At 72.6% G+C, this 15,535-nt stretch carries 12 protein-coding genes and 2 tRNA genes; 12 read left to right on the forward strand and 2 right to left on the reverse strand.

Going from position 1 to position 15,535, the window contains the following annotated elements; genetic code table 11:
* Window positions 1-42: 42 nt before the first annotated feature.
* Window positions 43-116 (reverse strand) — tRNA-Pro (locus J4G33_RS07335).
* Between the two features lie 465 nt (window positions 117-581).
* On the opposite strand from J4G33_RS07335, the gene J4G33_RS07340 reads away from it, so the two are divergent.
* From J4G33_RS07340 to J4G33_RS07395, 12 genes are all read left to right on the forward strand, one after another.
* Window positions 582-2,147 carry a glycosyltransferase gene (locus J4G33_RS07340; protein WP_208055298.1) on the forward strand — a complete coding sequence of 522 codons (1,566 nt, stop codon included), beginning with the start codon at window positions 582-584 and terminating at the stop codon, window positions 2,145-2,147.
* The gene (locus J4G33_RS07345) at window positions 2,140-3,972 is read left to right on the forward strand and encodes a glycoside hydrolase family 26 protein (protein WP_208055299.1); all 1,833 of its coding nucleotides are present in this window, start codon (window positions 2,140-2,142) and stop codon (window positions 3,970-3,972) included. Before J4G33_RS07340 ends, J4G33_RS07345 begins: the two co-directional genes overlap by 8 nt.
* 135 nt (window positions 3,973-4,107) lie before the next feature.
* The gene (locus J4G33_RS07350; protein WP_208055300.1) at window positions 4,108-5,493 is read left to right on the forward strand and encodes a UDP-glucose dehydrogenase family protein; all 1,386 of its coding nucleotides are present in this window, start codon (window positions 4,108-4,110) and stop codon (window positions 5,491-5,493) included.
* Window positions 5,494-5,655: 162 nt separating this feature from the next.
* Window positions 5,656-5,729: transfer RNA gene (locus tag J4G33_RS07355), tRNA-Gly, on the forward strand.
* A gap of 338 nt (window positions 5,730-6,067) precedes the next feature.
* On the forward strand, window positions 6,068-7,003 hold the full coding sequence (cysK, locus tag J4G33_RS07360; RefSeq protein ID WP_208055301.1) for a cysteine synthase A: 936 nt from the start codon (window positions 6,068-6,070) through the stop codon (window positions 7,001-7,003).
* A 6-nt stretch (window positions 7,004-7,009) separates the two neighbouring features.
* Window positions 7,010-7,594 (forward strand): serine O-acetyltransferase EpsC, encoded by a 585-nt coding sequence (gene epsC / locus J4G33_RS07365; protein WP_208055302.1) that lies wholly within the window; start codon window positions 7,010-7,012, stop codon window positions 7,592-7,594.
* Window positions 7,595-8,074: 480 nt separating this feature from the next.
* The gene (locus J4G33_RS07370; protein ID WP_208055303.1) at window positions 8,075-8,914 is read left to right on the forward strand and encodes an ABC transporter ATP-binding protein; all 840 of its coding nucleotides are present in this window, start codon (window positions 8,075-8,077) and stop codon (window positions 8,912-8,914) included.
* A 92-nt stretch (window positions 8,915-9,006) separates the two neighbouring features.
* Entirely contained in the window at window positions 9,007-10,056 is a 1,050-nt protein-coding gene (locus J4G33_RS07375; protein ID WP_208055304.1) for an aliphatic sulfonate ABC transporter substrate-binding protein, read from the forward strand.
* Between the two features lie 104 nt (window positions 10,057-10,160).
* Window positions 10,161-11,081, forward strand: coding sequence for an ABC transporter permease (locus J4G33_RS07380; RefSeq protein ID WP_208055305.1), 921 nt, complete (start codon window positions 10,161-10,163; stop codon window positions 11,079-11,081).
* 96 nt (window positions 11,082-11,177) lie between these two features.
* Window positions 11,178-13,295 carry an acetate--CoA ligase gene (gene acs, locus J4G33_RS07385; RefSeq protein WP_208055306.1) on the forward strand — a complete coding sequence of 706 codons (2,118 nt, stop codon included), beginning with the start codon at window positions 11,178-11,180 and terminating at the stop codon, window positions 13,293-13,295.
* A complete protein-coding gene (locus J4G33_RS07390) occupies window positions 13,292-14,650 on the forward strand; it encodes an O-acetylhomoserine aminocarboxypropyltransferase/cysteine synthase family protein (RefSeq protein WP_208055307.1) in 1,359 nt (452 codons plus the stop codon). Before acs ends, J4G33_RS07390 begins: the two co-directional genes overlap by 4 nt.
* Window positions 14,647-15,207 (forward strand): CoA-binding protein, encoded by a 561-nt coding sequence (locus J4G33_RS07395; protein ID WP_243758769.1) that lies wholly within the window; start codon window positions 14,647-14,649, stop codon window positions 15,205-15,207. The genes J4G33_RS07390 and J4G33_RS07395 overlap by 4 nt, the downstream gene beginning before the upstream one ends.
* Here the strand turns inward: J4G33_RS07395 and J4G33_RS07400 are convergent.
* Window positions 15,182-15,535 (reverse strand): MGMT family protein, encoded by a 354-nt coding sequence (locus tag J4G33_RS07400; protein ID WP_208055308.1) that lies wholly within the window; start codon window positions 15,533-15,535, stop codon window positions 15,182-15,184. The genes J4G33_RS07395 and J4G33_RS07400 overlap by 26 nt on opposite strands.

The following is a 15,535-nucleotide window of genomic DNA, read 5'->3' on the forward strand; positions in this document are numbered from 1 at the left end:
CGGCGCCGACCTCGCCGCCGTGGGGCCCGCACCGGCACTGGGTCGGGATGACAGGATTTGAACCTGCGACCTTCCGCTCCCAAAGCGGACGCGCTACCAACCTGCGCCACATCCCGTGCCCGAGCAGCCTAGCCGCCCGCATCCGCGGCCAGCAGCGACCCGCACCGTCGCCGGACGGCGCCCGGTGCCGCCGGTGGCCTCGGATGCCGAGGAGATCCCGCCCGACTCCTGCCCTTCCCCGGGCCGACGGCCGCCGCCCTCCCAAGATCGATCTCACATGCTGGAGTTAACTCTGTGCTCCATCTGCGTGAACAGGCACGCGAACTGTCCTGATTTGCCCGAGGACTAAACGGCCGATCCGGACACCCCCTCAAGATCACCCGATTCATGCCTTGACCTGCGTCTTGAGTTCCTCGACCCGGGGTCACAGGATGTGTGACACCGCCAGGGTCCACCGGGCGGGACCGGTCACGACGAGCCACTGCCTGCCTCGACTGACCTCTGCCCGGGCCCTGCCCGACCCCCCTCGCCGACGGCGCCGAGAGAACCCACCAGCAACTCCGGCCCGCGAGGGGACCCCTGTGTTCATCTTCCTGCTGCAAGTGCGGCACATGCTCGGCGACAGCAACGAGTACTACCTGTTCGCGGCCTTCTCCGCCCTGGTCTGGCTGCTCTGGATCCTCAAGGTCGTCCTGTCCCGGCGGTACCGCCCGTTCGTGGCCGCGCACCACGAGACGACCAGCGTCGTCGTGCCCGTCGTCGACGAGCCCGAGGACCTCTTCCGCGACGTCCTCGGCCGCATGGTCGAGCAGCAGCCGGGCGAGATCATCGTGGTGATCAACGGGGCCCGCAACCCCGTCCTCGAGGCGGTGTGCGAGGAGTTCACCCCGCTCGTCCGGTGGGTGCACACGCCGATCCCCGGCAAGCGCAACGCCGTCAAGATCGGCACCGAGCTGTCGCGGTACGACATCACCGTCCTGGTCGACTCCGACACCGTCTGGACCCCGGGCGCCCTCGAGGAGCTGGTCAAGCCCTTCGCCGACGACCGCGTCGGCGGGGTCACGACCCGTCAGCGCATCCTCGAGCCCGAGCGCAGCTGGATCACCCGGTGGGCGGACTGGCTCGAGAACACGCGCTCGCTCTACTCGATGCCGGCGCAGAGCGTCCTCGGGCAGGTCGGCTGCCTGCCCGGCCGCACGATCGCCTTCCGCCGCAACATCCTCATCCGCGTCATGGACCGGTTCATGACGGAGAAGTTCCTGGGTGTCTTCCTCGAGGTCTCGGACGACCGCACGCTGACGAACCTGACCCTCAAGGAGGGGTACCGGACGGTCTACCAGCACACGAGCCTCGTCTACACGGACGCCCCGCTCAAGATCAAGAAGCTCTTCAAGCAGCAGCTGCGGTGGTCGCGGGGGTCGCAGTACAACACCCTGCGGATGATGCCGTGGATGCTCGGGCACGCGCCCTGGCTGGCGGTCTTCTTCATCGCCGACATCCTGCTGCCGTTCCTGCTCATCGGGACCATCGTCGGCTGGATCTACCGCGCCGTGTCGGGCACCGGGATCAACTTCTACCAGGCCATCCTCGAGACCTACGGCACCCAGGTGGGCTGGGTGTGGGTGATCGGGCTCATGATCGCCTCCTCCGTGCTGAGCATGTCGATCCGCCAGATCCGCCACCTGCAGGAGAAGCCCTCGGACTTCTTCCGCCTGCCGATCTTCATCATCACCGCGACCTTCTTCCTCATGCCGGTGCGCCTGATCGGCTTCTTCCGCCTGGGCCACGTGAGCGGCTGGGGCACCCGGGCCGGGGCGTACGCGGGCGGTGGGGTCGAGCCCGTCACGGACCGCTCCAGCGACGCCCTGCTGGACGAGCTCGAAGGGCTCAGCCAGGACGCACCCGTGGACGTGGTCGACCGGCCGGTCGTCGCACGCGGCACCGACCCGGCCCCCGCCCCTGCGGGGGACCGTGCCGCCCCCGGCCTGGACGGGGTCGCCGTCGCGACCCGTACCCGGCGCGAGACGCGCACGGCCCCGGCTCCGGCCACCGCCCCCGCGAAGTCCCGGCGGTGGAACCCGCTCGCCGGCATCCCGTACCTGATCGGCTTCACGATCTTCTTCCTGGAGGCACTCCTCTATGTCTGAGACCACGACCACCCAGTTCCACCCGAGCCAGTGGTGGACCAGCTCAGGCCTGAGCGCCAAGGGGAAGATCGGCACGGCTGCGGTCGCCCTGAGCCTGCTCCTCGTCACCGCCGTCGTGTGGACCTCGCCCACGATCGACATCAGCTCGGCCGACGAGCTCCTCAGCGTCGAGATGACCGAGGAGGAGCGCCTGCGCGCCGAGGTCGCCCAGCTCCGAGCCGAGCTCGACGCCCAGGACGAGAGCGACTACGTCGCGCTGCTCGAAGGGCCCCAGGAGGGCAAGGACTCCGGCGCGCTGCTCGCGCCGCCGGCGACCTCGCGGTCGGGGTCCCGGTCCGGTGACTCCGGGTCCTCGGGCGCAGGCACCACGACCGCGGGCTTCTCCGGGTCGGGCACCAGCTCCTCGGGCGCCCCGGACTCCTCGGGCGCGCCGGGGGGCGGGGCCTCGTCCTCGGACGGACCTGCCAACCCGAGCAACCCGCCCCTGCCCGACGGGCCGAGCACCCCTCCCGCCACGCCGGGCAAGCCCGGCACGCCGAAGCCCAAGCCCGTGACCGCGCCCTCCAAGGCCGAGCTCGTGTCCCCCTCGGAGCGCTACTACGGGATGTACACCGCGCAGTCCCCCTTCAACTGGGCCGTCTTCGACGACGTCGCCAGCAAGACGGGGGTCCTTCCGGACCTCGTCGGCTACTTCGACGGCTGGGACCGCAACTTCCGGCCGCACGCCGTGACCCGCGCCTGGGAGCGGGAGATGCTCCCCGTGCTGACCTGGGAGTCCCGCCCCTTCTCGGCCGCGAACGACCAGGTCAACGAGCCCGACTACTCGCTGCCCAAGATCATCGACGGTGAGTTCGACAGCTACCTGCGCCGGTACGCCCGCGACGTCGCCGCCCTCGGTCTGCCGCTGGGGATCCGCCTCAACCACGAGATGAACGGCGTCTGGTACCCGTGGTCGGAGGTCGACGGCCAGGGCAACTCGATCAACGGCAACAGCGAGGGCGACTTCGTCGAGATGTGGCGCCACGTGCACGACATCTTCGAGGAGGAGGGCGCAGGGGACCTCGTCATCTGGATCTGGGCTCCCAACATCGTCAACAACCTGCCCGCGGCCCTCCAGGGCCCCGCGACCCTCGAGCGCCTGTACCCCGGGGACGAGTACGTCGACTGGGTGGGACTCTCGGGGTACTACCGGCCGCCGTACCGCGCGGACCAGACGCCGACCTTCTCGTACACCTTCGACCGCAGCCTGGACCAGCTCCGTGACCTGACCGACAAGCCCATCCTCCTGGCCGAGATCGGCGCCTCCGAGGTCGGCGGGCAGAAGCCGGCGTGGGTGACGAGCTTCTTCGAGGGGCTCACCCAGCCCAAGAACGCCGACGTCCTGGGGTTCGCCTGGTTCAACCTCGCGGTCACGACCTACTCGGGTGGTGAGCGGGTGACCAACGACTGGCGGGTCGACTCGCGGCGGGACTCCCTCGCGTCCTTCGTGCGCGGCCTCGCGGACCCCCGCACGCGGATGGGCGGCTCGCCCTTCCCTGCGGTCGCCGCGGCATCGGCACCGGTCGAGGCCCCTCCCGCCGAGGTGGGGACCGCCGCGTCCCCTGGCCTTCCGGCCGACTCCTCCACAGAGGACGAGGACGCAGGACCGGAGGCCGGCCGACCCGCCGGCGAGGACGGGGCACCGGCCGAGGACGCCACGGCCTCGGAGCGCGAGGGCGCGGAGGACGACGAGGGCACGGACCCCACCGGGGACGAGGAGACGGCCCGGGCCCCGGCACCGACCGCGACCCCCGAGGCAGCAGCCACCGCCGGGGCCCGGCCATGAGCGGGTCCGTCGGGGCGAGGGCCGTCCTCGACCCCCGTCAGCCCCGACGCTCTACCACCCGCACGACCACCCGAACCACTCAGCCGCGGTCCGTCACCGGCCGCACCTGCACCACCGCACCCACTGGAGGCTCCTGTGCCTGACCGTCCTGCTCCTGCCCGCAAGTCCACCTCCCGCACCTCGGCCAAGGCCACGCAGCCGCCACGGCTCAGCGTCATCGGCACCGGCTACCTCGGTGCCACCCACGCCGCCGCGATGGCCGCCCTGGGCTTCCAGGTCGTCGGTTTCGACACCGACCCCACCAAGGTCGCGGCCCTGAGCCTGGGCAAGGTGCCGTTCTACGAGCCCGGGCTCGACGAGCTCCTGGTCGAGCAGGTCGAGAGCGGTCGCCTGCGCTTCACCTCCGACGTCGCCGACGCCGTGGCCTCCTCCGACGTGCACTTCGTGTGCGTGGGGACGCCCCAGCAGGCCACGAGCCATGCGGCGAACCTGAGCCACGTGGAGGCCGCGGTCCGCGCGGTGGCCGAGAACCTCGTCGGGGACGCACTCATCGTCGGCAAGTCGACCGTGCCCGTGGGGACCGCCAGCCGGCTCCGTGGGCTCCTCGCCGAGACCGCACCGGCGGGGGTGCGGGCCGAGCTGGTCTGGAACCCCGAGTTCCTGCGCGAGGGCAAGGCCGTCCAGGACACCCTGCACCCGGACCGCGTCGTCGTCGGCGGGGCCAGCGCCCGCGCCGAGGAGCTGCTGCGCACGGTCTACGCCCAGCCCGTGGCCGAGGGAGCCCCCTTCATCAGCTGCGACCTCCCGACGGCCGAGCTGGTCAAGGTCAGCGCCAACGCCTTCCTCGCGACCAAGATCTCCTTCATCAACGCGATCGCCGGGGTCTGCGAGGCGGCGGGGGCCGACGTGACCGTCCTGGCTGACGCCCTGGGGCACGACGTGCGGATCGGTCGGCAGTTCCTCGACGCAGGTCTCGGTTTCGGCGGCGGCTGCCTGCCCAAGGACATCCGGGCCCTGATGCACCGTGCGGGCGAGCTCGGGGCGCACCACGCCTCGCGGCTGCTCCAGCAGGTGGACGAGATCAACATGGGCCAGCGCGAGCGCGTGATCGCCATGGCGACGGAGGCCTGCGGCGGCTCGGTCCTGAACCGGCGCATCGGCGTGCTCGGGGCAGCGTTCAAGCCCGACACCGACGACGTGCGCGACTCCCCCGCGCTCAACGTCGCCGCGGCCCTGCACCTGCGGGGCGCCCAGGTGACGGTCTTCGACCCGCAGGCCTCGGACACCGCCCGCCGGACCTTCCCGACCCTCGGTTACGCGGCCTCGGCCGAGGACGCCGTCCAGGGCACCGACGTGGTGCTGCTGCTGACCGAGTGGCCCGAGCTGGTCGCGCTGGACGCCGGGCGCCTCGCGGCCCTCACGGCCACCGCCCGGGTGATCGACGCCCGCGGCAAGCTCGACGCCCAGGCGTGGCGGGCCGCGGGCTGGGAGTTCACGGGCCTCGGCCGGATCGCAGCCTGACGCCGTCCTCCGGTCCCGACCGAGCGGGACCGCGAGGTCGGCCTGGACGCAGACCCAGGCTCTCGGGCGCCGGGGCGGCTACGGCCCCCCGGCGCTCGGGCGTGGGCACCGGCCTGCACCGGGTACCCTGGTGCGCGCCGTCCTCGGGTGACCGGGGGCAGTGCGGGCGTAGCTCAATGGTAGAGCCCCAGTCTTCCAAACTGGCTACGCGGGTTCGATTCCCGTCGCCCGCTCCACGGACCGTCGTCATTGCCGACGGCGCGTCCTAGCCGCTAGCGTCAGTCATCCCACGACGACGGAAGGACCAGCGATGACCCTCGCCACCTCCGTCCTGGTGCGCGCCGTGGTCGGCGCCCCGTCGTGTCGGTGTCTGTAGAGCGCTGGCCCTGACCCCTGCGGTCACCCTGCCGTCCCGCGACGGCCCACCAGCGCTCGGCCCCGTGCGCGCCCCCGGCGCCGACCTGCAGCCCGAGGCAGGACCCTGCAAGATCGTCCAGGTGGAATGCCCACGCCCGGACGACCGTTCCACCCGACGACCACCGCGCCCCAGGCGCCCAGTGAGACGAGGACTTCCATGGCCCGCATCTACGACGACGTGACCGCGCTCGTTGGCAACACCCCTCTGGTCCGCCTCAACCGCGTGACCGAGGGCGCCGGCGCGACCGTCGCCGCCAAGCTCGAGTTCTACAACCCGGCGAACTCGGTCAAGGACCGCATCGGCGTGGCGATCATCGACGCCGCCGAGGCCTCGGGCCAGCTGCCCGCAGGCGGCACGGTGGTCGAGGCCACCAGCGGCAACACCGGCATCGCCCTCGCGATGGTCGGCGCCGCACGGGGCTACGACGTCGTGCTGACCATGCCCGAGACGATGTCCAAGGAGCGTCGAGCCCTGCTGCGGGCCTTCGGTGCCGAGCTCGTGCTCACCCCGGGGGCCGAGGGCATGAAGGGCGCCGTGGCCAAGGCCGAGGAGATCGTCGGCCAGCGTCCGGGGGCCGTCCTGGCCCGGCAGTTCGCCAACGAGGCGAACCCGGCGATCCACCGCGCGACGACCGCCGAGGAGATCTGGGCGGACACCGACGGCGCGGTCGACATCGTCGTGGCGGGCATCGGCACGGGCGGCACCATCACGGGCGTGGGGCAGGTGCTCAAGGAGCGCAAGCCCGGTGTGCAGATCATCGCCGTCGAGCCGGCCGAGTCCCCGATCCTCAACGGGGGCCAGCCCGGCCCGCACAAGATCCAGGGCATCGGCGCGAACTTCGTGCCCGAGATCCTCGACACCTCGGTCTACGACGAGGTCATCGACGTGGACGCCGAGACCTCGGTGCGGGTCGCCCGGGACACGGCGGCCCGCGAGGGCCTGCTGGTCGGGCTCTCCTCGGGTGCCGCGATCCACGCCGCGGTCGAGGTGGCCAAGCGCCCCGAGAACGCGGGCAAGCTGATCGTCGTCGTCGTGCCGTCCTTCGGCGAGCGCTACCTGACGTCGATCCTCTACGCCGACCTCCTGGACTGAACCCGCATGCTGCGCCTGCGCCGCTTCCTCGCCCTCCTGGGTGAGGACCTCGACGCCGCCCGACGACGGGACCCCGCCGCTCGGTCGCGCACCGAGGTGGCCCTGGGCTACCCGGGGGTCCACGCCGTGTGGGCGCACCGTGTCGCGCACCGCATGTGGCGCGAGCCAGGCCTGCGCCTGCCCGCCCGCCTGCTCTCGCAGGCGGTGCGGGCGGCGACGGGGATCGAGATCCACCCGGGGGCCCAGCTCGGTCGGCGTCTGTTCATCGACCACGGGATGGGTGTCGTCGTCGGCGAGACCTCCCTGGTGGGCGACGACGTCGTGCTCTTCCACGGAGCGACCCTGGGCGGCCGGGCCATGCGCCGGGGCAAGCGGCACCCGACGCTGGGGGACGGCGTGGTGGTGGGGGCCGGGGCCAAGATCCTCGGCCCCGTGTGGATCGGGGACGGCGCCCAGATCGGCGCCAACGCGGTCGTCGTCAAGGACGTCCCGCCGGGGTCCGTCGCGGTCGGGGTCCCGGCCGTCGTGCGGCAGCGCCCCCAGCACTCGCCCGTGGCCGACCTGGTCGAGGACCCGGCCATCTACATCTGAGCCTTGCGCCCGGCGCCGGCGTCCCACCGCCACCGGCGCACCTGGACCGACCGGTCCTCGAGCCCGCCTCCTCGGAGGCGGGCTCTCGTCGTCTCGGCATGTGAGCAGTTCGTTGTCCACCCCTTGCCACACGGCCGCCGACACGGTTACCGTCACAGCGCAGTCTTAAGGACTGAACGAACCGTCTCACTGGGTGGGACCTACGAGGGAAGGAGGCCTGCGCCGATGCTCTGTCACCGTGACATGACGATGGCGCGGCCGATGCTGCCCTCGATGTGTGGCTGCATGCCACGCGCTGGCGCCTGACGCGCTGCCCGCTCCCCCGAGCCCGAGCAGACGTCCGGTCCGACGACGGACCTAGGTGGCCAGCGCACCTCCCCCGCCCCGCCCGCACGCATCCCCGTGCCCGGTGAGCCGGCCGGCCCCCTGCCCTGGAGCCTCGTCGCGCTGCGTCGGTCGCGCCGTCTCCGAGGACCTCTCATGGCGATCACCTCCCCCACCACCGTCCGGACCCACCCCGCGCACCCGGTCTCGATCCGCGACGTCGGCCGGACCTTCCCGGCCCGTGACCGCGGCGGGCGCGACACCCCCGTCCTGGCCGGGGTCGACCTCGAGGTCGAGGCCGGCGAGATCGTCGCCCTGATCGGTGCCTCGGGCTGCGGCAAGTCGACGCTCCTGCGCCAGATCAGCGGTCTCGACACCCCGACAGCCGGGCAGATCCTCGTCGACGGGACGCCCGTGCGCGGCACCGACGAGCGCTCCGCGGTCGCGTTCCAGGAGCCCCGCCTGCTGCCCTGGCGGACCCTGGCCCAGAACGTGGCCCTCGGGCTCCCGCGCGGCACGGACAAGGCCGCGGGCCGCCAGCGGGTCGCCGAGCTGCTCGAGCTGGTCGGTCTGGGCGAGTGCACCCAGTACCGCCCGCGCCAGATCAGCGGCGGCATGGCCCAGCGGACCTCCCTCGCCCGCGCCCTGGCCCGCAACCCCGGCGTCCTCGTCCTCGACGAGCCCTTCGGTGCCCTCGACGCCCTGACCCGCCTGCGCATGCAGGACCTGCTCCTCGACGTGCACGCCGCCGAGCCGACGACCGTCGTCCTGGTCACCCACGACGTCGACGAGGCCCTCTACCTGGCTGACCGCGTCGTGCTCCTCGGTCGGCCCGAGGGGGCACCTCGCGGCACGGCGAGCACGGTCCGCACGATCGTCACGGTCCCCGGCACCCGGCCGCGCGACCGTGGCGACGCCGAGCTCGCACACCTGCGCGCCGGGCTCCTCGAGGGCCTCGGCGTCCATGCCCACCACCAGACCACCCCGACGCCGTGACCCACCGCGCCGTGGTCCGGCACCACCCCCGCACCTCGCACGGCCGACCGGCCGCGCGACCCACCAGCACGACCACCACGAGAGGGACCCTCATGAGGATCCGCACCGCACTGTCCGTCACCGCGACGACCGCCGTCGCCGCCCTGATGCTCAGCAGCTGCGCTGCCGGTGAGGGTTCGGCGACCACCGACGACGCCCCCGCCCCCGGCACGACCACCGAGGGCGGCTGGAGCGCCGACACCCTCGACATCGACTTCGCGACCTACAACCCGCTCAGCCTCATCATCAAGGAGGAGGGTTGGCTCGAGGAGACCCTCGGCGAGGAGGTCACCGTCACCTGGACCCAGTCGGCGGGCTCGAACAAGGCCAACGAGGCCCTGCGTGCCGACGCGATCGACGTCGGCTCCACGGCTGGCTCGGCCGCGCTGCTGGCCCGCGCGAACGGGTCGCCGATCCAGACCATCGGGATCTACACCCAGCCCGAGTGGGCCGCGATCGTCGTCCCGACCGACTCCGACATCGAGTCCGTCGAGGACCTCGCCGGTCGGTCGATCGCCGCGACCAAGGGCACCGACCCGTACTTCTTCCTGCTGCAGACCCTCGAGGAGCACGGCCTCGAGCTGGGCGACGTCGAGGTGCAGAACCTGCAGCACGCCGACGGCCGCGTGGCCCTCGAGAACGGCTCGGTCGAGGCGTGGGCCGGCCTGGACCCGATCATGGCCGACAGCGAGGTCAACGGCGGTACCGAGCTGATCTACCGCAACATCGACTTCAACACCTACGGCTTCCTCAACGCGACCGAGTCCTTCATCGAGGAGTCCCCCGACCTCGCCCAGGTCGTGCTCGACGCCTACGAGAAGGCCCGGGCCTGGGCCCTGGAGAACCCCGAGGAGACGGCCCAGATCCTCGCGGACGTCGCAGGCATCGACCTCGAGATCGCCGAGAAGGTCATCATCGAGCGCACCGTGATCGACCTGGACCCGGTCCCGGGCGACGCCCAGCGCGAGGTCCTCGAGGTGGTCGGGCCGATCTTCGTCGACTCGGGGGACGTCTCCTCGCAGGACCAGATCGACGAGGCCCTCGACACCCTGTTCGACGACACCTTCGCCTCCGCGGCGGACCCGTCGACCATCGCGGACTGACCGCGACCTGATCCCGTGCCGGGAGGCGGTGGGCCTCCGGGCGCCTGACCTCCTGGCACGGGATCGACCCACCGCACGTCGAGCAGGGGCAGAAGGAGCCGATCATGACGATCCTCGGGAGCACCGGGACCGGACCCGTCGTCGACAAGGACGGCAGGCCGCTCCGCGCGTTGAACCAGTTCGACACGAGGGGCGACCAGCCCGTCGACCCGTCCTCCGGCGACACAGGACGCCCGTCCCCGGCCCGCCGGTGGAACCCTCTCGCCACCCGTTGGGGACGGGTGGGCCTCGGCCTCGTCGTGCCGGCCCTGCTGCTGGCCCTCTGGCAGCTCGCGACCTCGGTGCTGGGGGTGTTCGCCCCGCACCAGCTGCCGGCCCCGACCGCCGTCTGGCAGGCCGCCGTCGAGCTCGCGACCTGGGAGGTGGGGCCGACGTTGTGGGAGCACCTCCAGATCTCGACCCAGCGCGTCCTCCTCGGCTTCGCCCTCGGGTCTGTGCTCGGGCTCGCGGTGGGCGCCCTGGTCGGCCTCTCACGGCTCGGCGACGCCCTGCTGAGCGGGACCTTCGGGGCGGTCCGCGCGGTGCCCTCGCTCGGCTGGGTGCCGCTGCTCATCCTGTGGATGGGCATCAACGAGGACTCCAAGGTCACGCTCATCGCGATCGGCGCCTTCTTTCCCGTCTACACCACCGTCGCCTCGGCCCTGAGGCACGTCGACCAGCACCTCGTCGAGGCCGGCCGGGCCTACGGCCTGCGCGGGACCTCGCTGCTGCTCCGGGTCCAGCTCCCCGCCGCGACGCCGGCCGTGGTCTCGGGCCTGCGACTGGCCCTGGCCCAGTCGTGGCTGTTCCTGGTGGCGGCCGAGCTCATCGCCTCCTCGATGGGTCTGGGCTTCCTCCTGATGGACTCGGCGAACAACGGCCGGACCGACAGGATCCTGCTCGCCCTCGTGATGCTCGCGCTCATCGGCAAGCTCACCGACGCCCTCATCGGCGTCGTCGAGAAGCGCCTCCTGCGCCGCTTCTGACTCGCCCGCCCACCTCCCAACCTCGTGTCAGAACGCGGGATACCCAGGGGTATCCCAGCGTCTGACACGAGATGACGACGACCTGAGACGAGCGCGATGACCAGCACCACGGCCCGCACCTCCGCGGCCACCGGCCCGACGATCACCAACCTGCTCACCGAGGCGCGCACGGTCCCTGCTCCGGCAGGTCAGTGGAACGTCAGCCCCTCGGACCACGCCCGGCTGCTCGCCGAGGCCGAGGCCGACCACGTCGCCTTCTGGGAGCGGGCGGCCGAGCGCCTCGAGTGGGCCGAGCCCTGGCACACCGCCCACACCTGGAGCCCCGCCGTCCCCGACCCCGAGGACCCCGAGCGGCTCACCGTGCCCGAGGCCACCTGGTTCTCCGGCGGGCGGCTCAACGTCGCCGTGAACTGCGTCGACCGCCACGTCGCCGCAGGGCGCGGGGACAAGGTCGCGCTGCACGTCGAGGGCGAGCCCGGGGACCGGCGCAGCTACACCTACGCCGAGCTGCAGCGCGAGGTGTGCCGGGCCGCGAACGCCCTGACCGACCTGGGCGTCGTCCGCGGGGACCGCGTCGTGGTCTACCTGCCCGTGCTGGCCGAGACGGTCGTGGTGACCCTCGCCATCGCGCGGATCGGCGCGATCCACTCGCTCGTCTTCGGCGGGTTCTCGGCCGAGGCCGTCCGCTTCCGCGTGCAGGACACCCGCGCCAAGCTCCTGGTGACCAGCGACGGGCAGTTCCGGCGCGGAGCAGCCGTCCCCACCAAGGCCACCGCGGACGAGGCGGTCGCCGGCCTCGACCACGTCGAGCACGTGCTGGTCGTCCGTCGCACCGGCGAGCAGACCCCCGAGGTCCCGTGGACCGAGGGGCGCGACGTGTGGTGGCACGAGGCCGTCGAGACCGCCTCCCCGGAGCACGAGGCCGAGGCCTTCGACGCCGAGACCCCGCTGTTCATCATCTACACCTCGGGCACGACCGGGAAGCCCAAGGGCCTGGTGCACACCAGCGGCGGCTACCTCACCCAGGCCTCCTGGACGCACTGGGCGCACTTCGACGCCCGCGAGGACGACGTGCACTGGTGCACCGCGGACCTCGCCTGGGTCACCGCCCACACCTACGAGATCTACGGCCCGCTCTCCAACGGCCTGACCCAGGTGATCTACGAGGGCACCCCGAACACCCCCCACACCGCGCGCCACCTCGAGATCATCGAGCGCTACGGCGTGACGACGTACTACACGGCCCCCACCCTCATCCGCACCCTGATGACCTGGTTCCCCGACGGGCTGCCGCCCGAGCACGACCTCTCCTCGCTGCGCCTGCTCGGCACCGTCGGCGAGTCGATCAACCCCGAGGCCTGGGTGTGGTTCCACCAGCAGATCGGTCAGGGTCGGGCCCCGATCGTCGACACCTGGTGGCAGTCCGAGACCGGCGCGACGATGATCGCCCCGCTCCCGGGGGTCACGACCCTCAAGCCCGGCTCGGCCACACGACCGCTCCCGGGCATCTCGGCCCTGGTGGTCGACGAGCAGGGCCATGAGGTGCCCCGGGGCGAGGGCGGCTTCCTCGTGGTCGACCGCACCTGGCCGGGCATGGCCCGCACCATCTGGAACGACCCCGAGCGGTACCGGGACGCCTACTGGTCACGCTTCGCCGAGCAGGGCTACTTCTTCGCCGGGGACGGCGCCCGCTACGACGCCGACGGCGACATCTGGCTGCTGGGCCGCGTCGACGACGTCATCAACGTCTCCGGCCACCGGCTGTCGACCATCGAGATCGAGTCCGCCCTGGTCTCCCACCCGGCGGTCGGCGAGGCAGGGGTCGCCGGGGTCGAGGACCCCACCACCGGCCAGGCCATCGCCGCCTTCGTGATCCCCGCCCGCACGACCGCCGCGCCCGACGACGCCGCGGCCTGGGTCCGGCACGCCGCCGAGCTGACCGAGGCGCTGCGCGCCCACGTGGCCCGGGAGATCGGCCCGATCGCCAAGCCTCGGGACGTGGTCGTCGTGCCGGACCTGCCCAAGACGCGGTCAGGGAAGATCATGAGACGGCTGCTCGCCGATCTCGTCGCGGGAGGCACCCTGGGAGACGTGACCTCCCTGCAGGACGCCCGCGCCGTGAGCCGCATCGAGGCCGTGCTCGCCGCGCGGTCCGCCGCGGGCTCCAGCCCCGCCAGCCCGACCAGCCCGACCACCACCGAGGAGTCCACGTGACCGAGGCCGCACCCGAGCGCCGCTGGGGGTTCCGCACCCGGGCCCTGCACGCCGGCGGGGTCCCTGACGCCGCGACCGGCGCCCGCGCCGTGCCGATCTACCAGACCACCTCGTTCGTGTTCAACGACACGGCCGACGCCGCGAACCTCTTCGCCCTGCAGAAGTACGGGAACATCTACTCGCGGATCGGCAACCCCACGGTCGCTGCCTTCGAGGAGCGGATGGCCTCCCTCGAGGGAGGCATCGGTGCGGTCGCGACCGCCTCGGGGATGTCCGCCGAGTTCATCACCTTCGCGGCCCTCGTCGGCGCCGGGGACCACGTGGTCGCCTCGGCCGGGCTCTACGGCGGCACGGTGACCCAGCTCGACGTGACCCTGCGCCGCTTCGGCGTCCAGACCACCTTCGTGCCCGGCACGGACCCCGCCGACTACGCGGCGGCGATCCGGCCCGAGACCAAGGTCGTCTACGCCGAGGTCGTCGCCAACCCCTCGGGGGAGGTCACCGACCTGGCTGGGCTCGCCGAGGTGGCCCACGCCGCGGGGCTGCCCCTCGTGGTGGATGCCACCCTGGCCACGCCCTACCTGTGCCGGCCGATCGAGCACGGGGCGGACATCGTCGTGCACTCGGCCACCAAGTTCCTCGGGGGGCACGGCACCACCCTCGGCGGCGTGGTCGTCGAGAGCGGCCGGTTCGACTGGGGCAACGGGAAGTTCCCGCAGATGACCGAGCCCGTGGCCTCCTACGGGGGCGTGAGCTGGTGGGAGAACTTCGGTGAGTACGGGTTCCTCACCAAGCTCCGGTCCGAGCAGCTGCGGGACATCGGACCGGCGCTCTCGGCCCAGTCGGCCTTCCAGCTGCTGCAGGGCGTCGAGACCCTGCCCCAGCGCCTGGACGCCCACCTGGCCAACGCCCGCGTGGTGGCCGAGTGGCTCGAGGCCGACCCCCGCATCGGGTACGTCACCTGGGCCGGGCTGCCGAGCCACCCGCACCACGAGCGCGCGGCCCACTACCTCCCGGCGGGCCCCGGCGCCGTCTTCGCCTTCGGCCTGCGCGGCACGGAGACCGTCGCCGCGCGGGACGCCGGGCGCACCTTCATCGAGGCCCTGCAGCTCGCGAGCCACCTCGCGAACATCGGCGACGCACGGACCCTGGTGATCCACCCCGGCTCGACCACCCACCAGCAGCTGACGGTCGAGCAGCTCGCCGCGGCCGGGGTGCCCGAGGACTTGGTGCGGATCAGCGTGGGCCTCGAGGACGTCGAGGACATCCTGTGGGACCTCGACCAGGCCCTGACGGCCGCGGTCGGGCCCGCCGACCAGCACGTCGCACCGAACGCCGACGAGGTGACCGCATGACCGAGTCCTGCGCCCTGCCCGGGGCCCCCACGACCAGCGGTGCCGACGCCTCGGGGGCAGCCGGCGACGCCGCGCTGACCCGCACGTGGACCGGCCCGAGCGCCCCCGCGCGCCTCGACATCCTGCGCCGCACGCGCTCGATCGCGATCGTGGGGGCCTCGGCCAACCCCTCGCGGGCGAGCTACTTCGTCGCGACGTACCTGCTGTCCTCGTCACCGTACGAGGTCTACTTCGTCAACCCCCGGGCCACCGAGATCCTGGGGCGTCCGGTCTACCCGTCCCTCGACGCGCTGCCCGTGGTCCCCGACCTGGTCGACGTGTTCCGTCGCCACGACGACCTGCCCACCGTGCTCGACGAGACCCTCGCGGTGGGAGCCCGCACGCTCTGGCTGCAGCTGGGCTCCTGGCACGAGGAGGTCGCCCGGCGGGCCGAGGACGCGGGGCTCGAGGTCGTCATGGACCGGTGCGTCAAGATCGAGCACGCGCGCTTCCACGGCGGTCTCCACCTCGCCGGGTTCAACACCGGCGTCATCAGCTCGCGTCGGGCCCTGGGCTGAGGACGGGCGGGGACCAGCGCGCCTCGCGCAGGTCCACCCGCTCCCCCACGGCGTCCGGGCCAGCGCCGCCCCGCAGCGGGCAGCCCTCCTCGTGCAACCGGCGCAGCGCCTCGGCGCGGTGCCGGGCGGGGGGCTCCCCCGCGGCGTTGACGACCCGCCACCACGGCACGCCGCCACCGGCCCGGGCCATCACCTGCCCGACCTGACGGGCCCCACCTCGCCCCAGGATCTCGCGCAGCACGGCTGCGACGTCCCCGTACGTCATCACCCGGCCCGCCGGGATCGCGTCCACGAGGTCCAGGACCTCCTCGAGGTACTCCTCGTCCAC

Source organism: Actinotalea soli, assembly GCF_017565425.1.
Classification (GTDB): domain Bacteria; phylum Actinomycetota; class Actinomycetes; order Actinomycetales; family Cellulomonadaceae; genus Actinotalea; species Actinotalea soli.